Origin of the sequence: Streptomyces sp. NPDC008238 (genome assembly GCF_042956445.1) — a bacterium.
In the GTDB taxonomy this organism is placed as follows: domain Bacteria; phylum Actinomycetota; class Actinomycetes; order Streptomycetales; family Streptomycetaceae; genus Actinacidiphila.
The window spans coordinates 76,693-98,763 of sequence record NZ_JBIBGK010000016.1 but is presented as its reverse complement, the minus strand read 5'-3'; the positions used below and the strand labels follow the sequence as shown (position 1 = coordinate 98,763).

The 22,071-nt window shown below is 72.6% G+C and carries 22 protein-coding genes; 7 read left to right on the top strand and 15 right to left on the bottom strand.

The window, feature by feature from the left end; all coding sequences use genetic code 11:
- Nucleotides 1–175 precede the first annotated feature (175 nt).
- Nucleotides 176–949 (top strand): hypothetical protein, encoded by a 774-nt coding sequence (locus ACFZAU_RS27690; RefSeq protein WP_500554385.1) that lies wholly within the window; start codon nt 176–178, stop codon nt 947–949.
- 91 nt (nt 950–1,040) lie between these two features.
- Here ACFZAU_RS27690 and nucS read toward each other — a convergent pair whose 3' ends face one another.
- The gene (nucS, locus tag ACFZAU_RS27685; RefSeq protein ID WP_499602464.1) at nt 1,041–1,703 is read right to left on the bottom strand and encodes an endonuclease NucS; all 663 of its coding nucleotides are present in this window, start codon (nt 1,701–1,703) and stop codon (nt 1,041–1,043) included.
- 186 nt (nt 1,704–1,889) lie between these two features.
- On the opposite strand from nucS, the gene ACFZAU_RS27680 reads away from it, so the two are divergent.
- On the top strand, nt 1,890–2,282 hold the full coding sequence (locus ACFZAU_RS27680; RefSeq protein ID WP_499602463.1) for an SCO5389 family protein: 393 nt from the start codon (nt 1,890–1,892) through the stop codon (nt 2,280–2,282).
- Nucleotides 2,283–2,335: 53 nt separating this feature from the next.
- Here ACFZAU_RS27680 and ACFZAU_RS27675 read toward each other — a convergent pair whose 3' ends face one another.
- Nucleotides 2,336–3,361, bottom strand: coding sequence for an LLM class flavin-dependent oxidoreductase (locus ACFZAU_RS27675; protein ID WP_500554384.1), 1,026 nt, complete (start codon nt 3,359–3,361; stop codon nt 2,336–2,338).
- Between the two features lie 211 nt (nt 3,362–3,572).
- On the opposite strand from ACFZAU_RS27675, the gene ACFZAU_RS27670 reads away from it, so the two are divergent.
- Nucleotides 3,573–3,896, top strand: a complete 324-nt coding sequence (locus tag ACFZAU_RS27670) for an Rv1322 family protein (RefSeq protein ID WP_499602460.1) — start codon at nt 3,573–3,575, stop codon at nt 3,894–3,896.
- 28 nt (nt 3,897–3,924) lie between these two features.
- Here ACFZAU_RS27670 and ACFZAU_RS27665 read toward each other — a convergent pair whose 3' ends face one another.
- The 7 genes from ACFZAU_RS27665 to mce all read right to left on the bottom strand — a co-directional run bounded on the left by ACFZAU_RS27665 (nt 3,925) and on the right by mce (nt 13,601).
- Nucleotides 3,925–4,794 carry an ABC transporter permease gene (locus ACFZAU_RS27665; RefSeq protein ID WP_500554383.1) on the bottom strand — a complete coding sequence of 290 codons (870 nt, stop codon included), beginning with the start codon at nt 4,792–4,794 and terminating at the stop codon, nt 3,925–3,927.
- Nucleotides 4,791–6,041: an ABC transporter ATP-binding protein gene (locus ACFZAU_RS27660; protein ID WP_500554382.1), complete on the bottom strand. Its 1,251-nt coding sequence runs from the start codon at nt 6,039–6,041 to the stop codon at nt 4,791–4,793. Before ACFZAU_RS27660 ends, ACFZAU_RS27665 begins: the two co-directional genes overlap by 4 nt.
- A gap of 113 nt (nt 6,042–6,154) precedes the next feature.
- Nucleotides 6,155–6,931, bottom strand: a complete 777-nt coding sequence (locus tag ACFZAU_RS27655; RefSeq protein ID WP_500464873.1) for an ABC transporter permease — start codon at nt 6,929–6,931, stop codon at nt 6,155–6,157.
- Nucleotide 6,932: 1 nt separating this feature from the next.
- On the bottom strand, nt 6,933–7,919 hold the full coding sequence (locus ACFZAU_RS27650; protein ID WP_500554381.1) for an ABC transporter ATP-binding protein: 987 nt from the start codon (nt 7,917–7,919) through the stop codon (nt 6,933–6,935).
- Between the two features lie 142 nt (nt 7,920–8,061).
- A complete protein-coding gene (locus ACFZAU_RS27645; RefSeq protein ID WP_499602454.1) occupies nt 8,062–8,994 on the bottom strand; it encodes a cellulose-binding protein in 933 nt (310 codons plus the stop codon).
- A 103-nt stretch (nt 8,995–9,097) separates the two neighbouring features.
- Nucleotides 9,098–12,994, bottom strand: a complete 3,897-nt coding sequence (scy, locus tag ACFZAU_RS27640) for a polarized growth protein Scy (protein WP_500554380.1) — start codon at nt 12,992–12,994, stop codon at nt 9,098–9,100.
- A 178-nt stretch (nt 12,995–13,172) separates the two neighbouring features.
- Nucleotides 13,173–13,601, bottom strand: a complete 429-nt coding sequence (mce, locus tag ACFZAU_RS27635; RefSeq protein WP_499602451.1) for a methylmalonyl-CoA epimerase — start codon at nt 13,599–13,601, stop codon at nt 13,173–13,175.
- A gap of 172 nt (nt 13,602–13,773) precedes the next feature.
- On the opposite strand from mce, the gene ACFZAU_RS27630 reads away from it, so the two are divergent.
- Together ACFZAU_RS27630 and meaB are read left to right on the top strand one after the other, a co-directional pair.
- Entirely contained in the window at nt 13,774–14,949 is a 1,176-nt protein-coding gene (locus ACFZAU_RS27630; protein ID WP_499602755.1) for an acetyl-CoA C-acetyltransferase, read from the top strand.
- A gap of 168 nt (nt 14,950–15,117) precedes the next feature.
- Complete coding sequence (gene meaB / locus ACFZAU_RS27625) at nt 15,118–16,074, top strand: methylmalonyl Co-A mutase-associated GTPase MeaB (protein ID WP_499602449.1); 957 nt, start codon at nt 15,118–15,120, stop codon at nt 16,072–16,074.
- A 35-nt stretch (nt 16,075–16,109) separates the two neighbouring features.
- Here the strand turns inward: meaB and ACFZAU_RS27620 are convergent, their stop codons facing one another.
- The 5 genes from ACFZAU_RS27620 to ACFZAU_RS27600 form a co-directional block, all read right to left on the bottom strand.
- Nucleotides 16,110–16,586, bottom strand: coding sequence for a MarR family winged helix-turn-helix transcriptional regulator (locus ACFZAU_RS27620; RefSeq protein ID WP_500554379.1), 477 nt, complete (start codon nt 16,584–16,586; stop codon nt 16,110–16,112).
- A 64-nt stretch (nt 16,587–16,650) separates the two neighbouring features.
- On the bottom strand, nt 16,651–17,430 hold the full coding sequence (locus ACFZAU_RS27615; RefSeq protein WP_500554378.1) for an AIM24 family protein: 780 nt from the start codon (nt 17,428–17,430) through the stop codon (nt 16,651–16,653).
- Nucleotides 17,427–18,077: an AIM24 family protein gene (locus ACFZAU_RS27610; RefSeq protein WP_499602445.1), complete on the bottom strand. Its 651-nt coding sequence runs from the start codon at nt 18,075–18,077 to the stop codon at nt 17,427–17,429. Before ACFZAU_RS27610 ends, ACFZAU_RS27615 begins: the two co-directional genes overlap by 4 nt.
- Nucleotides 18,077–18,715 carry an AIM24 family protein gene (locus tag ACFZAU_RS27605; protein ID WP_500554377.1) on the bottom strand — a complete coding sequence of 213 codons (639 nt, stop codon included), beginning with the start codon at nt 18,713–18,715 and terminating at the stop codon, nt 18,077–18,079. Before ACFZAU_RS27605 ends, ACFZAU_RS27610 begins: the two co-directional genes overlap by 1 nt.
- Nucleotides 18,716–18,718: 3 nt before the next feature.
- Nucleotides 18,719–19,546 carry a DUF2127 domain-containing protein gene (locus ACFZAU_RS27600; RefSeq protein WP_500554376.1) on the bottom strand — a complete coding sequence of 276 codons (828 nt, stop codon included), beginning with the start codon at nt 19,544–19,546 and terminating at the stop codon, nt 18,719–18,721.
- A gap of 211 nt (nt 19,547–19,757) precedes the next feature.
- Between ACFZAU_RS27600 and ACFZAU_RS27595 the strand changes: the two genes are divergently transcribed.
- A complete protein-coding gene (locus ACFZAU_RS27595; protein WP_500554375.1) occupies nt 19,758–20,111 on the top strand; it encodes a DUF3817 domain-containing protein in 354 nt (117 codons plus the stop codon).
- The gene (locus tag ACFZAU_RS27590) at nt 20,108–20,401 is read left to right on the top strand and encodes an MTH1187 family thiamine-binding protein (protein ID WP_500554374.1); all 294 of its coding nucleotides are present in this window, start codon (nt 20,108–20,110) and stop codon (nt 20,399–20,401) included. The genes ACFZAU_RS27595 and ACFZAU_RS27590 overlap by 4 nt, the downstream gene beginning before the upstream one ends.
- 667 nt (nt 20,402–21,068) lie before the next feature.
- Here ACFZAU_RS27590 and ACFZAU_RS27585 read toward each other — a convergent pair.
- Nucleotides 21,069–22,043 carry an ArsR/SmtB family transcription factor gene (locus ACFZAU_RS27585; RefSeq protein WP_500554373.1) on the bottom strand — a complete coding sequence of 325 codons (975 nt, stop codon included), beginning with the start codon at nt 22,041–22,043 and terminating at the stop codon, nt 21,069–21,071.
- Nucleotides 22,044–22,071 lie beyond the last annotated feature (28 nt).

The following is a 22,071-nucleotide window of genomic DNA, read 5'->3' as shown; positions in this document are numbered from 1 at the left end:
GGTCGCCCACCCCCCCCCCCCCCGGGCGCGGCGGCCGGGGGCCCCCCCCCCCCCCGCCCGGCCCCCCCGCGCGGGGGGGCCCCCCCCCCCCCGGGGGGGGGCCCGGCCCCCCCCCCCCCCCACCACGGTGGGGCGGCGGACCCTCGCGCTCGTCGTGGACCGGGAGGGCGGTCCTGTGCCCGGCACGGGCCTCGCGGGCGTCGAGACCCCGGCGACGGGCACCGACATGTCCGAGGCGCCGACGACGATCATCGGCAAGGGCCTGGCCGCGGCGGCCACCGCCCCGCGCCGCGTCCTGACCGGCTCGCGCCGCAACCTCGTCGCCGCCGGTGCGGGGGCCCTGCTGGCCGCCGTGCTCGGCACCGTCGTCACCCTCGGCACGACGGCCTCCGGGGGCGACCAGAACACCCCCATGAACGTGAAGCCGGTCGAGACCGCACAGGAGGACAACGCGGACGACGGCCTCCCGGCCGAGGACATCCCGAGCCCCGGCTCCAGCCAGCGGCCCCGGCCCTCCGCGAGCGGCAGCGACACCGCGACCACGCCGGCGGCCGGCACCGGCGGTGCCGGGTCCGTGTCCGGTGGCGGCTCCGGCGGCACCGACGGCGGCGGCTCCTCGACGGGCGGCGGCGCGGCCGGCGGCGGATCCGGCGGTGGCTCGCACGGCGGTGGCACGGGCGGCAACCAGACCGGGGGAGGGAACACGGGCGGCAGCCACTCCGGCGGCTCGGGCGACCCGACCGACGGCGGCTCGACGGACGGCGGTTCGACCGGAAGCCCGTCGACGTCCCCGTCGGATTCGGGCACTCCCACACCCACCCCGACCGAGACCGGCACCGACGGCGGTGCCGACGACGGCGGCACCACGGCCAGCGCGAGCGCTCCCGACGGTTCCGCGACCGGCACCGATCTGCCCGGCGTCCCGGACACCTCCGGCACGATCGCCTGACGAGGCGCGGCCCGTCGGCTGGTGCCCGGTGCGCCCGCCCGGGCCGTGCGCCGTCCTCGCCCCACCGTCCGGTGGGGCGGGACGGCGTCCGTCAGAAGAGGCGGAGCTTGTCGTCCTCGATGCCGCGCAGCGCGTCGTAGTCGAGGACGACGCAGTCGATGCCGCGGTCCGTGGCGAGGACCCGCGCCTGCGGCTTGATCTCCTGGGCCGCGAAGACGCCCTTCACGGGCGCCAGCAGGGGGTCCCGGTTGAGGAGTTCGAGGTAGCGGGTGAGCTGCTCGACGCCGTCGATCTCGCCGCGGCGCTTGATCTCGATCGCGACGGTCGTGCCGGACGCGTCCCGGCACAGGATGTCCACCGGGCCGATGGCGGTCGGGTACTCGCGGCGTACCAGGCTCCACCCCTCGCCGAGCACCTCCATGCGGTCGGCCAGCAACTCCTGGAGGTGGGCCTCGACGCCGTCCTTGATCAGGCCGGGGTCGACACCGAGTTCGTGGGTGGAGTCGTGCAGCACTTCCTCGATGGTGATGATCAGCTGCTCGCCGGCCTTGTTGGTGACCGTCCAGACCCCGTCCTCGCCCTCCTTGAGCGTGCAGGGCGGCGACATCCAGTTCAGCGGCTTGTAGGCACGGTCGTCGGCGTGGACGGAGACACTGCCGTCGGCCTTGACCAGGAGCAGCCTGGTCGCCGACGGCAGATGGGCGGAGAGCCGGCCCGCGTAGTCCACGGAGCAACGGGCGATGACGAGACGCATGGTCGGCAACGTTACTCGCTACCGGGCGCGGTCGGAAAATGGCCTGTTGTGAGCGCTCCCGCCTAGTGTCGTGGGACCTCTCCGCCTACGGTTGTGGGTGGAGGCCGTCGCGCGGGAGAACTCTGGGCGGCTTCTCTCCGTAGTCCGTCTGACTCCTCGGACAGGGGGGTCACGAGAGGAGTACTCATGTCGCTCGACGTCTCACCGGCCCTCCTCGAACAGGCCGAGCGAGGCGAGGTCGACGAACGGGAGTTCGTCGACTGCGTCCGGACTTCCCTGCCTTACGCATGGGACATGATCAGCTCTCTGGCGGCACAACTCAAGGTAGACGGCGGTCAGTTCGCCGACAACCAGGTACCCCCGCCGGACGAGCACGCGCGCGGTCAGCTGCTCCGCGCCCTGGCGAGTGACGCGATACGGGGGGCCCTGCAGCGGCACTTCGGGGTCCGGCTGGCGTTCCAGAACTGCCACCGGGTCGCGGTGTTCCCGCTGGACCCGGCGGTCGACGAGCGTTACGCCACCTTCACCTCCGTACGCGCACAGCTGCTGAACCAGTCCCCGGAGCTGCGGGACTGCTGAACCGGGCAGGGTGCTCCCGCAGTTGGTCGCACCACTGCTCTTTGATGTTTCAATCAGGCCAATTGCGGGAGCACTTCGCCGCCGAGCCGCGCCACGTTCTCCTCGGTGGCCGCGAGATCGCCGGAGCCCTCGACGAGCAGGGCGAAGCGGCGGATGCCGGTCCGCTCGGCGGTGGCGGCCAGACGGTCGGCGCACAGCGCCGGCGGGCCCACCGGGTGGAGATCGCAGAGGAGTTCGGTGTAGGCGAGCGGATCGCGCATCGTCCGGGGCCGGCCGTCGACCGTGCGGTGCGCGGCGAGGCCCCGCTGGAGCCAGCCGGGCATCACCTTGGTGAGGGTCTCCACGGCGTCCGCGCGGCGGTCCGCGATCTGCACGACGCCCGCCGAGACGTGTTCCGCGGCGGCCACCATTTCGGGTGAAAGCCCCGCATCGCGCGCCTCCGCCTGCCACATTGCGACCATGGCAGTTTTGTCCTCGTCGCCGCAGTGCATGCCGAGCAGCATCGGCAGACCCCTGCGCGCCGCGAGCCGGACGCTGCCCGGCGAGGTGCAGGCGACGACGACCGGCGGCCCGCCGGGCGCCTCGAACTCGTCCGCCCGCGGCACGACATCGACCTCGCGGAAGGCGAATCGTTCACCCGAGGCCCCCACGCGGGGCTCGCGCAGCCAACGCAGCAGCAGGTCCAGCGACTCGGGGAAACCGCTCTCGAAGGCGGCGAGTCCGGCGCCGAAGACCTCCAGGTCCACCCAGGGACCGCCGCGGCCCACGCCCAGCGTGAAACGGCCGCCCGAGGTGATGTGCAGCAGCGCCGCCTGCTCCCCGAGCGCCACGGGATGCGCGGTCGGCAGCACGCTCACGGCCGTCCCGATCCCGATCCGGCGCGTCCTGCCCAGCAGCAGCGCGGCGAGCGTCACGGCCGACGGGCACACGCCGTACGGCACGAAGTGGTGCTCCGCCAGCCATACGGAGTCCAGCCCGGCCTTCTCCGCCGCCTCCGCGGTCCGCACCGCGCGGTGCAGTGCCTCCCCCGGTCCCTGCCCCGGGAACTGGGCGGCGAGGACGAAAGTACCGACACGCATCGTGCTTCACACCTTCCTCGGTGGCCGACACGGCTCCCCTACCGGCATTAACGCCTGACACGTGCCAAAGGCACGGCCCGGCCGCCGCGATTTCATGATTTTCCAGATGATGGCCGGAATGGGGGATGTCCGATCGGGTACCCGGCACGGTGCGCGCTACGCGTACGCTGGGAAGCGGTCCGAGTCCCCCGAACGCATGAGGTGTGTGCCCGTGTCCCCGCGCCGAAACCGCCCGCGAGGCGCCGCCGGCAGAGCCGAGGAGCCTCCCGAGGCCGGACCGGGCCGCGGTCCGGAGCGCGTGGAGAGCTGGCAGGGCGAGCAGTGGAGCGTCCGCCAACTGGCCGGGAGCACCGGCGGCAAGCACTACCGCTGCCCCGGCTGCGACCAGGAGATCCCGCCGGGCGTGGGCCACTTGGTGGCCTGGCCCGAGTACGGCGGCGTGGAGGACAGGCGCCACTGGCACACCGCCTGCTGGAACGCGAGGGACCGCCGGGGCGCACGGCTCCAGCGGTCCCGCAACGCCCCCCGGTACTGAGCGGGGAGCGGAAGCCCGGTGACCCGGGTCAGACGTCGCGCTTGGCGAGCGCCGCGTAGGCCGCGCCCAGGGCGACGGCCGTGACGATCGCGAGCACGACCAACTGGCGTACGCCGTCGGCGTCCCCGTTCTCCAGCATCGGCATCTGGTAGAGCGACGCGATGGCGTTGGGGGAGGAGTACTCGATCAGCTTCTCCTGCACCGTGTGCAGGCCGTCCGACTGCATGAAGATCGCGATGATCAGCGGCAGCAGGACCACGCCCATCATCGTGGTGATCGCGCCGGCGGAGTGCCGCAGGAGCGCGCCCACGGCCAGCGAGAGGAGCCCGAGCAGGGCCACGTAGAGGCCGACGCCGACGGTGGCGCCGAGCCACTGGCTGCCGCTGGCGGTGGTGAAGCCGTCCTCGACGACCAGCCGGGGGCCGAGGAAGGAACCCTCGCCCACCGGCTTGCCGCCGAAGGTGGCGTAGTTCATCAGCGCGGTGAGCGCGCAGGCCACGGTGGTGACGGTGAAGGTCAGCGCGAAGAAGACGATCGCCTTCGCGGCGAGCACCCGGCCGCGCTGCGGGCAGGCGGTCAGGGTCGTGCGGATCATGCCGGTCCCGTACTCGGAGCTGATCACCAGAACGCCGAGCGTCATGACGCAGAGCTGGCCGAGGAGCACCCCGAACAGGCCGAAGCCGAGCACCGGGTCGGTGACGATGTCAGACGAGGACAGGCCGACGATCAGCAGGTTGATCCCGAGGATCAGCACCAGCATGACGCCGAGCGTCCAGATCGTGGAGCGCACCGTGCGGATCTTGGTCCACTCGGACCTCAGCGCGTGGCCGAGGTGGGTCCGCTCCACCGGGACGGCGGAGGAGAACTGCGGGGCCGGGATGTGGACGGGGGCGGTCATCGGGCGTCCTCGACGGGCTGGGTCGGCTGCGGGGCGGGCGGGGCGGGCGGCACGGCCGGCGACGCGGGCACGGCCGGCGGCACGGACGCGCCGGGCGGAACCGGCGGCTGCGCGTAGGGGTTCGGGGGAGCGCCCGGTGCCGCGCCGGGACCGGGCGGCACCGGCGGTCCGTACGGCTGCACCGGGGGCTGCGGGTGCCCGTAGCCGTACCCGTACGGCGGCTGCGGGGGGACGGGCTGCGGGGCGGGCTGCGGCCACGGGCCCTGCGGCGGCATGCCCCAGCCACCGGGCACCGGCGCACCGGCGGGCTGTTGCAGGCCCTGCCGGGGGTCGGCCGTGGAGCGGTAGTCCACGGCGCCGTTGGTGAGGCGCATGTAGGCCTCCTCGAGCGAGGCCTGGTGGGGGGAGAGCTCCCACAGCCGCACCTCGGCCTCGTACGCGAGGTCGCTGATCCGCGGCAGTTCCAGACCGGTCACGCGCAGTGCGCCGTCCTGCTCCTGCTGCACCTGCGCGCCCGCGCCGGTCAGCGCCTTCGCCAGCTTCTCGCGGTCCGCGGCCACGTCCGGGGTGCGGACCATCGCGAAGCCGGTGGAGTTGCCGGCGATGAAGTCCTTGACGCTCGTGTCGGCCAGCAACTGCCCGCGGCCGATCACGATCAGGTGGTCGGCGGTCAGCGCCATCTCGCTCATCAGGTGCGAGGAGACGAAGACGGTACGGCCCTCCGAGGCCAGCTTGCGCATCAGGTGGCGCACCCAGTGGATGCCCTCCGGGTCCAGCCCGTTGACCGGTTCGTCGAAGAGCAGCACCTCCGGGTCGCCCAGCAGCGCCGCGGCGATGCCGAGGCGCTGCCCCATGCCCAGGGAGAACCCCTTGGAGCGCCGGCCCGCGACGTCCTGAAGGCCCACGACGCCCAGCACCTCGTCCACCCGGCGGGCCGGGATCCCGGACAACTGGGCCAGGCACAGGAGGTGCTGGCGCGCGCTGCGCCCGCCGTGCACGGCCTTGGCGTCCAGCAGCGCGCCCACCCGGCGCGGGGCGTTGGGCAACTGGCGGAACGGCCGGCCGCCGATGGTCACCCGTCCCGCGGTCGGGGTGTCCAGGCCCAGGATCATCCGCATCGTGGTCGACTTCCCGGAGCCGTTGGGCCCCAGGAAGCCGGTCACCATACCGGGCCGCACCTGGAACGACAGGTTGTGGACGGCCGTCTTGCTGCCGTAGGTCTTGGTGAGGCCGACTGCCTCGATCATGCTCCGCCCCTCGACGAACAGTCCGCGGGGCGGCGCTCGCCCCCGTGAGTATCAGGAGGCTGGCGGGGCGCGATCGGTTCCCGCCCCGTGAGGCCCGAAACGTCCCGGTGCGGTCAGGCGTCCCGCTTCTTCAGCAGCGCGTAGCCGCCGATCAGCACGACGATCACCCACAGCGCCATGATGCCGAGTCCGCCCCACGCGCTGTACGGGGCGGGGTCGTCCGGGGCGATCGTGGCCCGCATGATCTTGCTGCCGGCCTGGTCCGGGAAGTACCGGGCCACCTCCTTGGCGCCCGGCACGGCCGAGAGGATCCCGGAGATCAGGAAGAAGAAGGGGATGAGGATGCCCAGCGAGACCAGCGGGCTGCGCAGCATCGTCGCGACGCCGACCGCGAAGAGCACCATCAGCGTCATGTAGAGGCCGGCCCCGAAGACCGCGCGCAGCACACCGGGGTCGCTGATCGAGGTGGCGAGGTCACCGCCGAGGATGGCCTGGCCGATGAAGAAGGAGACGAAGCTGACGATCACCCCGAGGACGAAGGTGATGCCGGCGGCGACGGCGACCTTGGAGAGGTAGAAGGTCGCGCGCTGCGGCACCGCCGAGAGCGAGGCCCGGATCATGCCGGTGCTGTACTCGCTCGAGATGATCAGCACGCCGAAGGTGATCAGCGCGAGCTGACCGAGGAAGAGACCGGACAGGCTCTGGCTGGTGGCGTCGAACTGGGCGCGCGCACCCTCTTCGATGGTGTCCCACTGGGTACGGAAGAGCAGGCAGAACAGACCGCTGATGACGATGGTCAGGACGGCGGCCGACGCCAGCGTCCACACGGTCGACCGGACGGTCCTGACCTTGGTCCACTCCGACTGCAGAACAGCGGTGGTCGCTGCCATGTCAGGCTTCCTTTCCGGCGCTGGTGTTCCAGGCGGAGCCCCACTGGGGTGCGGGAGCGGCGGCCTCGCCGGCCTCCGCCGCGGGCCCACCGGCGTGGTACTCCACCGACTCGGCGGTGAGTTGCATGAAGGCCTGCTCCAGTGAGGCCTGCTGGGGGCTGAGCTCGTGCAGCACCAGCTGGTTGCGGGCGGCCAGTTCGCCGATCTTGGCGGATTCCGCACCCTCGATCTCGAAGGCGCCCTCGTCGCCGATCACGGAGGTGATCGACGCGGCGGCCAGCACGTCCTTGAACTTCTCCGGTTCCGGGGTGCGGACGCGCACGTAGGAGCGGGAGTTCTCGGCGATGAAGTCCGCCATCGTCGTGTCAGCCATCAGCTTGCCGCGACCGATCACGATCAAGTGCTCGGCGGTCAGCGCCATCTCGCTCATGAGGTGGCTGGAGACGAAGATCGTGCGGCCCTGGGCGGCCAGCCCCTTCATCAGGTTGCGGATCCAGTGGATGCCCTCCGGGTCCAGTCCGTTGACCGGCTCGTCGAACATCAGGATCTCGGGGTCGCCGAGCAGTGCCGCGGCGATGCCGAGGCGCTGGCCCATGCCCAGGGAGAAGCCCTTGGAGCGCTTCTTGGCGACGGGGGCGAGACCGACGATCTCCAGCACCTCGTCGACCCGGCGGGCCGGGATGCGGTTGGACTGCGCCAGGCACAGAAGGTGGTTGTGGGCCGTGCGGCCACCGTGGATGGCCTTGGCCTCCAGCAACGCCCCGATGTGTTTGAGCGGTTCGTGGAGCTCGCGGTAGTGCTTGCCGTCGATGCGGATGCTGCCGCTGGACGGATTGTCCAGGTCCAGCATCATGCGCATCGTCGTCGACTTCCCCGCCCCGTTGGGGCCGAGGAAGCCGGTGACCACCCCCGGCCGCACCGTGAAGGTGAGGTCGTCCACCGCGGTCTTGTCGCCGTACCGCTTGGTCAGCCCCTGCAGCTCGATCATGCCGCATACACTATTTGGCCGCGGCGCGCGATGCACGCGGAATTCCCGCCCCCGTTTGCGCTCCCCCCCCGGACGTGCGCGAGCCCCCCGCCGAGGAGGCGGGGGGCTCGCCGTGCGCCAGGGGCTCCGGCTCCGCGGTGCGTCAGCGCTGGGCCGGGACGCCGCGCGAGACGGGCTCGTCGTCGGCGGGGGCGCCGGCCGCGGCGACCGCCGCACCGGTCAGCGTGGCCAGCATCTCGCGGACGTTGGTCAGCTGGGCGTTGATGCTGTCGCGGCGGTTGGTGAGCGCCGCCAGCTCGCGCTCGGATTCGCTGCGGATGCGGTCCGCCTTGGCGTTCGCGTCGGCCACGATGTCCTCGGCCTGGCGCTGCGCGGTCTCCACCGTCTGGCGGGCGCGGCGCTCGGCGTCGGTGCGCAGCTTCTCGGCCTCCAGGCGGAGCTGCTCGGCGCGGTGCTCGATCTCGGCAAGGCGCTTCTCGGCCTTGGCCTGACGGGACGCCAGGTCGCGCTCGGACTGCTCACGGCGCTTGGCCAGGTTGGTCTCGAAGTCGGCCGCGGCCTGGGCCGCCTTGGCGCGGGTCTCCTCGAAGAGGGCGTCCGCCTCCTCGCGCTTGGCCTGCGCGTCCTTCTGCGCGTCGGCGCGCAGCTGACCGGCCTCACCCTTGGCCTTCTCGACGATGCGCTCGCCCTCGTCCTCGGCCTTCGACTTCCGCTCGACGGCGTAGGACTCGGCGTCGTTGCGCACCTGGGTGGCGGCGGACTCGGCCAGTTCGCGGTGCTGCTCGGCGGCCCGGCGGGCCTCCTCGCGCAGGTCCTTCGCCTCCTCCTCGGCGAGGCGGAGGATCTTCTCGACGCGCGCGCCGAGACCGGCGTAGGACGGTTCGGCGTCGTTGACCTGGGCCTGCGCGTTCTGGGTCTCGAGGTGGAGCTCCTCGATGCGCTTCTCCAGCGCGTTGATCCGCGCCAGTGCGCTGTCACGGTCGGCGACGAGCTTGGTGATGCGGTCGTCCACCTGCCCGCGGTCGTATCCACGCCGCACGAGCTCGAAGCCGAAGGGGGAGGAAGTGTCGCTCATGGGGTTCCTGTCAATTCAGACCGGGTGGGGTGATAGGGGGAATCCTAGGGGCCCAAGCGGCGTGTCTTACAGTCACTGTCCAGTAACTGTGCACAATGACCGCTCAATCGAGTGGCGCATCGTCGGACCGCTTGCTCCCTGTCCGGGTCGTACCGGCCGCTGCACCGGCAGTGACCGCGTTCTTACCGTTCTGTGTGGCGTTCTGACTGGTGCCCTTTCCCCCCTCGATCGGCTGCTGGAATGACTCCAGTGCCTCGAGGACATCCTGCACGCGGGTGATCTCCGCGTTGATGTCCTGGCGGCGCCGACTCAGCACCTCGAGCTCCTTCTTGCCCTCGGTCACGATGCGCTCGGCCTCGACGCGGGCCTCGCTCCGCACCCGCTCCGCCTCGCGCTCCGTGTCGTTCTTCTTCTGCTCGGCCCCCTTGAGCAGCTCCTCCGCCTTCTTCACCGCGGCGATGCGCACCTTGCTCGCCTCGGCGCTGGCGTTGGACCGCGTCTCCTCGGCCCTGGCCTCGGCGTCGGTGACCATCTCGCGTGCCTTCGTCTCCGCCTTCTCCAGCTGCTCCGTGGCGGCCTCGACCAGCTTGTCGACCCGCTCGCCGGCCGACTTCATCGTGGCGGCCGACTCGGTACGGGCCCGCTCGTGCAGCTCCTCGACCTCGGCCTCGACGCGCTGCCGCAGCTCCTGCGCGCGCTCACGGATGGCGGTGGCGTCCCTGCGCGCCTCCTCCAGCAGGGTGTCGGCGTCCGTACGGGCGCGCTCCACCATGCCGTTGCTCTCCGCGATGGCCTCGGCGACGATCCGGTCGGCCTCCTTGCGGGCCGCGCCGACCATCGTGTCGGCCTGCTCCTCCGCGGCCGTGCCGATCTTGAGGGCCTCGCTCTGCGCGCCGGAGACGAGCTCGTCCGCCTGCTCGGCGGCCTCGGCGCGGCGCTTGTTGGCGTCCTCGCGCGCCTCGTCGCGGATCCGGTCGGACTCCGTGCGGGCCGCCTCGGCGTCACGCTCGGCGGAGTCCAGGGCGTCCTTGGCCAGGATGCCGAGCCGCTCCGCCTCCGCCCGGGCCTTGGTGATCAGCTGGTCGGCCTGCTGGGCCGCCTCCGTACGGCGCTTGTTGGCCTCGTCGCGCGCCTCGTCCAGGATGCGGCGGGCCTCCGCCTCGGCGACACCCAGCGACTCCTCGGCCGCGCGGCGGCGCTCCTCGGCGTCGCGCTCGGCGGAGTCCAGGGCGTCCTTGGCGAGGATGCCCAGCCGCTCGGCGTCGCGCTGGGCCTTGCCCACGGCCTCCTCGGCCCGGACGGCGGCGTCGGCACGGAGCCGGTCGGCCTCCTCGATGGCCTCGGTGAGCAGCCGGTCGGCCTGCTCGGCGGCATCCACCCGCTGGCGGTTGGCCTCCTCGCGGGTCTCCGCCCGCAGCCGGTCGGCCTCGTCGATCGCCTCGCCGACCGTGCGGTCGGCCAGCTGGCGGGCCTCCTCGGCCTCCTCCTGCGCCTCGCGGCGCATGCGCTGGGCGTCCTCGGTGGCCCGCTCCCGCTCGGCGTTGGCGTCCGAGTGCAGCCGGTCCGCGGCGTCCTGGGCCTCGGACCGCAGCCGCTCCGCGGCGTGCTCGGCCGCCGAGCGCAGCCCGGTGATCTCCTCCTCGGCCTGCTCGTGCATCCCGTTGACCGAGTCCCGCACCTGCTGGGCGGTCTGCTCGGCCGCGCCGACCAGCTCGGCCGCGTGCCGCTCGGCCTCGGCGACCAGCCGCTCAGCCTCGGCGCCGGCCTCCTCCACCCGCTTGCGGGCGGCCGCCAGCAGCTCCTCGACCTCGCGGCCGGCCTGCGCGCGCTCCTGCTCCGCCTCGCCGCGGGCCGCGCCCAGCAGCTCCTCGGCCTCCCGGCGTCGCCGCGTGGCCTCCTCCTGGGCGGCGGACAGCGCCTCGGCCGCCTCGGCCCGCAGCCGTCCCGCGGTCTCCTGGGCCTCGGCCCGGAGCCGGTCGGCGGTCTCCTGCGCCTCGGTGCGCAGCTGCTCGGCCTCGGCCGCGGCGTCGCCCCGCAGGCGTACGGCGAGCTGCTCGGCCTCGGCCCGGGTCCGCGACGCGTCGGCGGCGGCCTCGTCGCGCAGCCGCGTGGTCTCCTGCTCGGCCTGCTCCTGCAGCCCGCGGACCCGCTCGGCGACCTCGGTACGCAGCGTGGCCGCCTCCTCGGCGGTCTCGCGGCGCAGCCGCTCCGCCTCGGTGCGGGCCTCGCGCAGCGCCTCCTCGGCCGCGTCGATGCGGCGCTCGGCCTCCTCGCGCAGCCGGACCAGATCCGCCTCGGCATCGTCGCGCAGCCGCTGGGCGGCCCGCTCGGCCTCCTCGCGCAGCAGCAGCCCGGCGCCCTCGGCGTCCTCCTTGACCTGCTCCGCCTGCTGCTCGGCCTCGGCACGGACCTGCTCGGCCTCGCCGCGGGCCCGCTCCAGCAGCTCGTCGGCCTGCTTGCGCAGCCCCGCGGCGCGCTCGATCGCCTCGGTGCGAACCTTCTCGGAGTCGGTGGTGGCCTTCTGCCGGTGCTCCGCGGCGTCGGCCTTCGCCTTGGTCAGCAGCTCCTCGGCGGACCGGGCCGCCTCCTCGATCTGCTGGACCGCCTCGCGCCGTGCCTCGCCGCGGATGCGCTCGCCCTCGGCGACCGCCTCGGCGCGCAGCTGCTCGGCCTCGCCCCGCAGCCTGCGGGCCTCCTCCTGCAGCTCGACCGTCTTGGCGCGGTACTCCTTGGTGTCGTCCTTGGCGGTGCCGAGCAGCTCCTCGGCCGATTCCTCGGCCTGGCCGCGCAGCCGGTCCGCCTCGGTCTCCGCCTCGCGGCGGATGCGCTCGGCCTCCTCGCTCGCCGCGCGGGTGGTGGCCCGGGCGTCCTCGGTGGCCTTGTTGAGGACCTCCTCGGCGGTGCGGGCCGCCTTGGCCAACGCCGCCGCCGCGTCCTCGGCCGCCTCGGACTTGGCGGTCTCCTGCGCCTGGCTGCGCAGCCGCTCGGCCTCGGTGTTGGCGTCGGCGAGGATCTGCTCGGCCTCGGCCTTGGCGGTCTCCGCCTCCTTGGTCGCCTCGGCGACCAGCCGGGCCACCTCGGCCCTGGCCGTACGGGTGCGCTGCTCGTTGTCGGCGTCGACCGTGGCCAGCCGCTTGGCGGCGTTGGCCGAGGCCTCCTCGCGGAGCCGGTCGGCCTCGCTCTGCGCCTCGCGCAGCTTGTCCTCGGCCTCGCGCAGCTTCTCCTCGGCGGAACGGGACAGCTCGCCGGCCTGGGTGCGGGCGTTGTCCGCGTCGCTCTGCGTGGAGGCACGCAGCTGCTCGGCCTGGGTGGTGGCCTCCTGGGCCTGGCTGGCCGCGGCGTTCAGCAGCCGCTCGGCGTCCGCCCGGGCCCGGCGCAGCAGTTGCTCGGCCTCGGCGCGGGCGGCAATGGAGTCGGCCTCCAGCCGGTCGCGCGCGCCCTCGGCGATCCGCTGCGCCTCGGTGCGGGCGGCGGCCAGCGCGGCCTCCGACTCGGTGCGGGTCTCCTCCATGAGCCGGCGGGCCTGCGACTCGGCGCGGGCCCGCAACTGCTCGGCCCAGGCCACGTTCTCGTTGACGTGGCTCTCGACGTTGGTGCGGCGCTCGGCCAGCTCCTCGTCCAGCCGGCGGCGCCGGGCGACGGCCTCGGCGTGCCACTCGGCCTCGACGCGCGCCTGGTGCTCCGCCTGCTCCTGGAGGAGCCGCTGGGTGGCCGCACGGGCCTCGCGCAGCTCCCGCTCGGCGTCGGCACGCAGCTGGTCGGCCTGGATCTGCGCGTTGCGCAGCAACTGGTCGGCCTGATGGCCGAGGTTGTCGTAGGCAGGGCGAGTCGCGAGGTTACGGCGCGCCTCGTGCAGCTTGGCGCGCAGCACCTCGACCTGGTAGCCGAGGTCTTCGGCATGCTGGACGACCTTGTCCCGCTCCTTACGAAGCCGCTCCATCTCGGCCTCGAACTGCGAGAGGTGGTCGTCCTCAACCTCGTAGCGGTCGTAGCCCCGCACTCCGCGGTCCCATCCGTCTCCTGGTGTACCCACCCGCCAACCGAGTGAGATTCCCCGGGGCCCCGTTCACCGCGGAGCCTTACGGAGAATTGTGTCCGATCCCACGCCGAGGCGCGGGCAGGTACCCCAGCCCACCCCGGGGTCGCCAGGCCACTCTACCGGGGCGAGTCGTCTCCGGTCAGTGGTCCTTGGCCGAGGTGACGAGCTCGGTCAGCACACCGTGGCAGTCCTTGGGGTGCAGGAAGGTGATCCGCGACCCCATGGAACCCTTGCGCGGGCTGTCGTAGAGCACCCGCACGCCCTTGTCGCGGACGGCGGCCGCGTCCGCGTCGACGTCCTCGGTGCCGAAGGCGATGTGGTGCACCCCCTCCCCGTTCTTGGCCAGCCACTTGGCCACCGTGGAGTCCTCACGGGTGGGTTCCAGGAGCTGGAGGTAGGAGGCCCCGCCGTCGGAGGTCTCGTTGATCTTGAGCATCGCCTCGCGCACGCCCTGTTCCTCGTTCACCTCGGTGTGGAACACCTCGAAGCCGTAGGTGGCACGGTAGAACTCGACGGTCTTGTCGAGGTCGAAGCAGGCGATGCCGATGTGGTCGATTCGCGTCAGCATGACTCCAGTGGACCGCCGGACGGCATGGTCACGCAACGTGCGCGCGATCACACCGTCTGCCGGGTGACCGCCGGCCGTACCCCTCAGTACATTGACAGCACCCTCGAAAACCATCGTTAACATTCCCTCCGTGCAAAGGGGCCGCGTCATGACCAGCCAGGCACGAACGTCCGTGATCGTCGCGGGTGCGCGCACCCCCATGGGCCGGCTGCTCGGCTCGCTGCGCACCTTCTCCGGCGCCGAACTCGGTGCCGTCGCCATCAAGGCCGCGCTGGACCGGGCCGGCATCGGCGGCGACCAGGTGCAGTACGTGATCATGGGCCAGGTGCTCCAGGCGGGTGCCGGGCAGATCCCCGCCCGCCAGGCCGCGGTCAAGGCCGGCATCCCGATGAGCGTCCCGGCGCTGACGATCAACAAGGTCTGCCTGTCCGGCCTGGACGCCATCGCGCTGGCCGACCAGTTGATCCGGGCGGGTGAGTTCGACGTCGTCGTGGCCGGCGGCCAGGAGTCGATGACCAACGCCCCGCACCTGCTCCCGAAGTCCCGCGAGGGCTTCAAGTACGGTGCCGTCCAGATGCTGGACGCCATGGCGCACGACGGCCTCACCGACGCCTTCGAGGACATCGCGATGGGCGAGTCGACCGAGAAGCACAACACGCGCCTGGGCATCGGCCGCGCCGAGCAGGACGAGATCGCCGCGCTCTCCCACCAGCGGGCCGCCGCCGCGCAGAAGAACGGCCTGTTCGAGGCGGAGATCACCCCGGTGGAGATCCCGCAGCGCAAGGGCGAGCCGGTGGTCTTCGCCAAGGACGAGGGCATCCGCGCCGAGACCACGGTCGAGTCGCTGGCGAAGCTGCGCCCCGCCTTCAGCAGGGACGGCACGATCACCGCGGGCACCTCCTCGCAGATCTCCGACGGCGCCGCCGCGGTGGTCGTGATGAGCAAGGAGAAGGCCGAGGAACTGGGCCTGGAGTGGATCGCCGAGATCGGCGCCCACGGCAACGTGGCCGGCCCGGACAACTCGCTGCAGTCGCAGCCCTCCAACGCCATCGCGCACGCCCTGAAGAAGGACGGGCTGTCCGTGGGCGACCTGGACCTCATCGAGATCAACGAGGCCTTCGCCGCGGTCTCCGTGCAGTCCATGAAGGACCTGGGCGTGACACCTGAAAAGGTGAACGTCAACGGCGGTGCCATCGCCCTCGGTCACCCGATCGGCATGTCCGGCGCCCGCATCGTCCTGCACCTGGCCCTGGAGCTCAAGCGCCGCGGCGGCGGCGTGGGCGCGGCGGCCCTGTGCGGCGGCGGCGGCCAGGGCGACGCCCTGATCATCCGCGTGCCGGGCAAGTAGCCGCACACCGACAAGCAACGGAACGAATGGCGAGTGAGCCGAAGGGGAGCGGCCGGTGTCGAAAGGGAGAGCGCGCGGAGCCTGCGAGGAACGAGCAGGCGAGCACGGTCGACCGTCGACACCGGCTGAGCGAACCGGAGGCGAGCCGAGCCCGAGGAATGAGGAGCCATGGACGTCCCCACCCTGGTGGAGCAGGCGCGGCAGGGCCGCCCGCGGGCGGTCGCCCGGCTGATCTCACTGGTGGAGGGGGCGTCCCCGCAGCTCCGGGAGGTGATGGCCGCGCTCGCGCCGCTGACCGGCGGCGCGTACGTGGTCGGCCTGACCGGCTCGCCGGGGGTCGGCAAGTCGACGTCGACGTCCGCGCTGGTCGCGGCGTACCGGCGGGCCGGCAAGCGGGTCGGCGTACTGGCCGTGGACCCCTCCTCGCCGTTCAGCGGGGGCGCGCTGCTCGGTGACCGGGTCCGGATGAGCGACCACGCCTCCGACCCCGGTGTCTACATCCGCTCCATGGCCACCCGCGGCCACCTGGGCGGTCTGGCCTGGGCCGCGCCGCAGGCCATCCGGGTGCTCGACGCGGCCGGCTGCGACGTGGTGCTGGTGGAGACCGTCGGCGTCGGCCAGTCCGAGGTGGAGATCGCCGCCCAGGCCGACACCTCCGTGGTGCTGCTGGCCCCGGGCATGGGCGACGGCATCCAGGCGGCGAAGGCGGGCATCCTGGAGATCGGCGACGTGTACGTCGTCAACAAGGCCGACCGGGACGGCGCCGACGCGACCGCCCGCGAGCTCAACCACATGCTGGGCCTGGGCGAGTCCCGCCTGCCGGGCGACTGGCGCCCCCCGATCGTCAAGACGGTCGCCGCACGCGGCGAGGGCGTCGACGAGGTGGTCGAGGCGCTGGAGAAGCACCGCGCCTGGATGGAGGAGCACGGCGTGCTCGCGGAGCGCCGGCTGCGCCGCGCGGCCCTGGAGGTCGAGCACATCGCCGTCACCACCCTGCGCGAGCGCATCGGCGACCTGCACGGCGACCGCCGCCTCGGCGCGCTCGCCGAACGCATCGTCGCCGGCGGCCTGGACCCGTACGCCGCCGCCGACGAGCTCGTCGCGGGCCTCACCGAGCAGGCCTGAGGCCCGCGCCGGCGGGCGCGGGCCGGCGGACGGCGTCAGGCCCTGCCGCGCACCGAGCGCAGATGGTCCGCGACCGGGTCGAGGGCCCTGCGCAGGGCCGCCAGGTCCTCGGCGGGGAGCAGGTCGATGAAGTGCTCCCGTACGGCTCCGACGTGGTGCGGGGCGACCTTGCGCATGGTCTCCCAGCCGTCCTCGGTAAGGACGGCGTACAGCCCGCGCCGGTCGGACTCGCAGTTCTCGCGGCGGACCAGGCCCGCGGTCTCCATGCGGCTGATCTGGTGGGACAGCCGGCTCTTGGACTGCAGGGTGGCGCGGGCCAGGTCGCTCATCCGCATGCGGCGCTCGGGCGACTCCGAGAGGTTCACCAGGATCTCGTAGTCGTTGTAGGTCAGACCGTACGGCTGCAGGTCCCGTTCGAGCTGGTGCGTCAGCAACTTGCTGACCTCCAGGTGGATGCGCCAGGTGCGCTGCTCGTCGGCGGTCAGCCAAAGGGTGCCGGTCTCTGTCTCCATGCTGGAATTATACCCAGAAAGTTGAAATCCGGATTATTCGGGGTCCCGATACGTGTCGGTAGGGTCACAGACCGAAGCGGCGCTGCAGGTCCCCGAGCTGACCCGGGAGCCTCGGCACGCCCTGCGGCATGCCCGGGGCGCCCGCCCCGCCGCCCGGGACGCCGGCCTCGTGCGGCACCGCGCCGGTGGCCTGTTCGGGCATGAGGACCTCGCTGGACTGGAGCAGCACCTGCCCCGCGCCGACGAACTCGAACTGGTGCTCCTCGCCCGAGGTGCCGCCGACGCCGGTCAGCGCCCGCAGCCCGGCCAGGACGCCCCGCATGTACCCGTGGTCGTAGTGGTGGCAGGGGGACGGGCAGTCCGCCCAGCCCACCAGTGCCTGCGGGTCGACGCGCACCGGCGGCTCGACGAAGTGCACCGCGCCGTTGGAGGCCGCCACGAACTTCCCGGTGCCGATCAGGGTCAGGAAGCCCGGGATGATCGACTGCTTGAGCGCCAGCCCCGGCTGGAAGGCCAGCAGGTTCCCCGACCGGATGGTGAGGTTGCCGTCCTCCAGGTCGTAGGAGTTCACGTCGAAGGCGCGGTCGGCGAGGATCATCTTGCCCTGGCCCTCGGCGACCACCCAGTCCGCGGCGTGCAGCGGGGAGTGGAAGTTGGCGCGGATCAGCCCGTCGAGGGCGCCGTGGCCGATGCCGTGGAAGCTGATCTGCCCGTAGTAGGCGATCATCTTCCCCTTCTGCAGGAACCACTGGCCCTTCAGGTCGACGCTGAAGGCGTACGGGTTGACGTTGTCGTCGACCGGCAGCGTGTAGGGGTCGTGGACGACCGGTCCGTTGGGGGTCACAGCTTCTCCTCGCTCGCCTGTACGTAGACCGTGCCGTGCCCCGACAGCTCCAGCTGGAACGCCTCGCCGGAGCCGCGGCCCACCATGTCGCGCCAGCCGAGCGCGGTGGACAGCTTGTTGCGTACGTCACCGCGGTGGGCGACGTACGCCTGGGGGTCGACGTGCACCGGGCGCTGCGGGGTGATCGGCAGCTCGATGACGCCGCCGTGCGCCATCACCGCGACCGCGCCCTGCCCCTGCAGGGTCGTCGTGAACAGCCCCTGTCCGGTGACCTGGCCGCGGATGACGCCCATCACGCCGCCCTGGGACCCCATGAACATCGTGCCCTGCCGCAGCGAGCCGTCGAAGGCCAGCAGCCGGTCCGCCTCGACGTACAGGGTGTCTCCGGTCAGGTCCACGCAGTGGACGTGGTGGCCGCCGTGCCCGAACATCACCGAGCCGTGGCCCTCGACGGTCATCAGCGGGGTCGCCTCGTTGGCGAGCCGGCGGCCGATCATCGAGCCGATGCCGCCCTGGCCGCCCTGCACGTTCGGCGTGAAGGTGACGTTGCCCCGGTAGGCCAGCATCGCGCCGCGCTGGCTGAACAGCCGTTGTCCCGGCAGCACCTGGGCCTCGACCATCTTCGAGTTGATGCGGGTGAACGGCATCAGACCTGCCCCCCGATGGTGTTGCGCTCGCTCGGCTGCACGTAGACCAGGCCGTCGCCCTCGAAGCGGATCTGGAAGGACTCGCCGCCCGACTCGCCGATCATCGTCCGCCAGCTGATGCCGGCCTGGAAGTGCTGCTGGAGGTTGCCGGTGTGCGCCACGTAGGCGCCCGGGTCCACCTGGAGCGGCATCCCGGGGGCGACGCGGAGCACCACCGCCGGGCCGTCAGAGGTGATCGCCGCCTGGCCCATGCCCTCCACCGTGGTGGTGAACAGGCCGTTGCCCTGCGAGGCGCCGCGCAGCCCCGTGAAGGTGGTGCCGGTGCGCAGCGTCGCCTCGGCGGCCAGCAGGTTGCTGGCCTCGACGTAGAGCTTCTCGCCGTTCAGCCGTACGAGGTTGATCTCGCTCGCGCGGTCGGCGAAGAAGCAGGTGCCCTGCCCGCGCACCTCCATGACCTCCATCGACTCGCCGGTCAGCCGGCGGGTCACCATGCCGCGCAGACCCTCGCCGCCCCCGGACATCTTCTTGAAGCTCATCTGGCCGTCGTACGCGACCATCGAGCCGTTCTTCGCCTTCACGGCGTCGCCGGCCATGTCCACGGCGAGCACCTTGCTGCCCTGCAATCGAAACTGAGCCACGGGTCAGACCGTATCCGTCCGGGAGGAACCCGTCACCAGGGTCCTCGTCACTTGGTTTCCACCGGTTCCGTGCGGCGCCCCCGCCGCCGCCTCGACCTCCAGCAGCGAGGCGCCGCGGCGCTCGGCCTCGAAGGCCGCGTGGCCGCCGCGCAGCCCGAACAGCCGCTTCGCCAGCAGGATGTAGAGGACGGCGAGGAGGTTGAGGACGAGTGTGCCGATCTTGAGGTAGCTCACCTTCTCGGTGAGCTCCCAGACCTCCAGCGGCAGGAAGGCCGCCGTCGCGACCACCGTCAGGTACTCCGCCCACCGCTTGGCCGCCCACAGCCCGACGGCCTCGACGATCTCGATCACCGCGTACGCGAGCAGCGCGCCCGCCACGATCAGCAGCGTCGAGTGCCGGTACTCGAAGGTGCGGCGGATGGTGTCCACGACGGGGGAGTGGTCGAGGTCGTAGTGGAAGTGGCCGAAGACCGGGCGGAAGACGGTGAGGTACTCCTCGAAGAACCGGCGCACCGAGTCCTGCGAGTTGCTGAACCGCCACACCGTCCAGGCCGCGACGACGATGAACACCCCGCGCAGCAGCCGCTCGACTGCCAGGAAGCGCAGGATGAACAGGTCGCGCAGCGCCCGGCCGCGCGGCACCTCCGGCGTCCGGTCGGCCGGTCCCGAGCCGTGCGGCGCGCCCAGCGCGAAGTCGCCGCAGCGCAGGCAGCGCCAGACCTCGCCCAGCGCGGTGTCGGCACGCAGCCGCTCCCGCAGGTGCGCCTCGTCCGGCGCGTACGTGATGTGCCCGCGCCGGGCGCAGTGGCGGCGGTCCCAGTCCAGTTTCATCCCGCTTCTTCCTCGAGAGGGCGGTTCGTCGTCCGTCGAGGAGGGGGACGCGTCCGGCGCGCCGATGGTTCACCTGTTCCCCCGGGGGCCCCGGGGGCGGGGCGGCCGGAGGGCCGGGTGATAATGGGTGGACCACTTGTGATCACGTTCACAAGCGTCTCGGTCGCAGTGCCGAAGCCCGCCGCAGTCCCTGTCCCGATAGTGAGGTCCCGTGGACACCAAGACCGCCTCCGCCCTGAACCGGCTCCGCCTGGTCTCCGCCCCAGAGGCGGTGTCGTTCCTGCTCCTGCTGATCTGCTCGGTGCTCAAGCGCACGACCGACTTCGACGCGGTCCCCGTGATGGGGATGGTCCACGGCCTCCTCTTCATCCTGTACGTCCTGTTCTGGCTGGACGCCTGGAACCGCGCCAAGTGGCCGCTCGGCCGCGCCGCGCTGTACTTCGTGCTCTCCGTCCTGCCCACCGGCGGCTTCTTCGCCGAGCGCAGGCTGCGCCGCGAGGCCGAGGACAGCGTCATCGCCGCCCGCGCGCGCAAGGAGCTCAAGGAAGGCGTGGTCGAGGCATGATCGTCGCTTTCTCCGTCACCCCGCTCGGCGTCGGCGAGGACGTCGGCGCGTACGTGGCCGACGCGGTCCGCGTGGTCCGCGAGTCGGGCCTGCCCCACCGCACCGACGCGATGTTCACCTCCATCGAAGGCGAGTGGGACGAGGTCATGGACGTCGTCAAGCGCGCCGTGGCCGCCGTCGAGGCCCGGGCGCCGCGCGTCTCCGTCGTCCTCAAGGCCGACATCCGGCCCGGCGTCACGGACGGGCTCACCTCCAAGGTGGAGACCGTCGAGCGGTACCTCGCGCAGTAGGCCTCCCCCGCCCTTCGGGCGAAAAGACGCGGGCTGCGGGTGGGAGGGTGGCGGTCCGGGGCCGGTCGGCAGTCTGCGGCCCGGTGGTCGGCTGGGGTTCAGGCGCCGGAGCGGGGCTGGTTGTTCGTCCGGCTCGGGTCTCGTTGCCGTCCGCCGGTGCAGATGGCCGGTGACCACGCCCACCGTTCGTGGGTGGCGCGCCCGCCGTAACCGGCGTCTGCGGGTGCTTCCCCGATCCGACATCGGGCCCTCTTCCGACGGCTATACCGCTGAAAGCGAGCCCGATCTCACCCGGCTCAAAGATCGGGCTCTGTTTCGACGTCCATACCGTCGAAACAGAGCCCGATGTCGTTCCGATCGCTCGGCAGCACCCCGATGCACGCGCAGTCGCGGGTTACGGCGGGCGCGCCCAGCACCAGCAGTAGGCGTGGAAGCGGCCATCTATACCCGCGGACGGCAACGAGACCTCCGCCATAGGACACGCAACCCGCTCCGGCGCCCGAACCCCGGCCACCCACCCGCCCGCACACCGCAGACAAGCCCCGGCCCCCCACCCTCCCCTCCGCAGCCGGCGCTGTGCGCCCGAAGGGCGCGAAACGGCGCGACACCCGAACGACCCGCCACACCCCCCACACCCCCCCACAACCGCCGTGGCCGGCGGCGCCGGTCAGTCGCCGACGAGCGCGCTGCCCAGCGGGGTCCGCTCGTACAGCACCTGGTGCCCGTAGCGGCGCGAGGTGAGCAGGCCCGCCTCCCGCAGGACCGCCAGGTGCGCCGACACCGACGACAGGGCGAGGCCGTGCCGGTGGGCGAGCGCGGTCGTCGTGGCCGGTTCGCCCAGACCGCCGAGGATGGCGGCGCGGTTGGCCCCGATGAGCCGCACCAGGGCCTCCGAGGCGGCCTGCGGCGCCTGCCACAGCCCGCCGATGCCGCGCGCCGGGTAGACGACGGTGCCCTGCCAGGGCGGGTCGAAGCCCGCCGCGAGGTCCGGCCACACGAAGACGCTGGGTGCCAGGACCAGTCCGTCACCGCCCAGGTCCCGGTCGTGCTCGGTGGGCTTGTGCAGTGTGAGGGTGCCGTCGGCCCAGCTGAGCGACGGGTGCAGGTCGGCGAAGAGCCCGGTCAGCCCGCCGTCCGCGAGTCGGCGCGCACGGAAGGCGATGTCCGCCTCCAGCACCGCGCGCAGCCGGGGCCAGTACGGGGCGATCAGCGCCTCCCAGGCCCGCTCGTACAACTCCGCCAGCTCCCGCACCGCGCGTGCGGGGTCGGCCAGCATCGCCCGGCCCTGCGGGGTGTCGGCGGCGCCCTGGGTGTCCGCCAGTGAACGGGCCAGGTCCTGCCGGGCGACCTCCGGGTCGGTGGCCCGCACCCGGGCGAGCTCGTCCTCGATGGCCGCCGAGGGGCCCTGCGGGGGCGGGCAGAGGAAGTCCGGGCTGTGGCCGCGGCGGGGCATCAGCAGCCACAGCGGGGTGAGGTCCAGCGTCCGCGCCGCCTCACGGGTCTGCCGGAGCCAGGGCAGGTGGTACGCCTGCAGCCCGGGCTCCTTGAGGGTGCGCACCGCGCCCTCCGTCTCCCACAGCGGGGAGATCGCGAACCGGCAGCGCAGCAGGTCGTCCGGTCCGAAGCGCATGCGGAACGGCACGGCACACCTCCTGCTCCTCGGGAACGGC

Bases quoted from the DNA above. Each gene is read 5' to 3' on its own strand.
- ACFZAU_RS27645 (WP_499602454.1), bottom strand. From the start codon at position 8,994: ATGAGCGACACTTCCTCCCCCTTCGGCTTCGAGCTCGTGCGGCGTGGA.
- ACFZAU_RS27675 (WP_500554384.1), bottom strand. From the start codon at position 3,361: ATGCGTGTCGGTACTTTCGTCCTCGCCGCCCAGTTCCCGGGGCAGGGA.
- nucS (WP_499602464.1), bottom strand. From the start codon at position 1,703: ATGCGTCTCGTCATCGCCCGTTGCTCCGTGGACTACGCGGGCCGGCTC.
- meaB (WP_499602449.1), top strand. From the start codon at position 15,118: ATGGACGTCCCCACCCTGGTGGAGCAGGCGCGGCAGGGCCGCCCGCGG.
- ACFZAU_RS27620 (WP_500554379.1), bottom strand. From the start codon at position 16,586: ATGGAGACAGAGACCGGCACCCTTTGGCTGACCGCCGACGAGCAGCGC.
- ACFZAU_RS27600 (WP_500554376.1), bottom strand. From the start codon at position 19,546: ATGAAACTGGACTGGGACCGCCGCCACTGCGCCCGGCGCGGGCACATC.
- ACFZAU_RS27590 (WP_500554374.1), top strand. From the start codon at position 20,108: ATGATCGTCGCTTTCTCCGTCACCCCGCTCGGCGTCGGCGAGGACGTC.
- ACFZAU_RS27655 (WP_500464873.1), bottom strand. From the start codon at position 6,931: ATGGCAGCGACCACCGCTGTTCTGCAGTCGGAGTGGACCAAGGTCAGG.
- ACFZAU_RS27680 (WP_499602463.1), top strand. From the start codon at position 1,890: ATGTCGCTCGACGTCTCACCGGCCCTCCTCGAACAGGCCGAGCGAGGC.
- mce (WP_499602451.1), bottom strand. From the start codon at position 13,601: ATGCTGACGCGAATCGACCACATCGGCATCGCCTGCTTCGACCTCGAC.
- ACFZAU_RS27660 (WP_500554382.1), bottom strand. From the start codon at position 6,041: ATGATCGAGGCAGTCGGCCTCACCAAGACCTACGGCAGCAAGACGGCC.
- ACFZAU_RS27665 (WP_500554383.1), bottom strand. From the start codon at position 4,794: ATGACCGCCCCCGTCCACATCCCGGCCCCGCAGTTCTCCTCCGCCGTC.
- ACFZAU_RS27650 (WP_500554381.1), bottom strand. From the start codon at position 7,919: ATGATCGAGCTGCAGGGGCTGACCAAGCGGTACGGCGACAAGACCGCG.
- ACFZAU_RS27610 (WP_499602445.1), bottom strand. From the start codon at position 18,077: ATGCCGTTCACCCGCATCAACTCGAAGATGGTCGAGGCCCAGGTGCTG.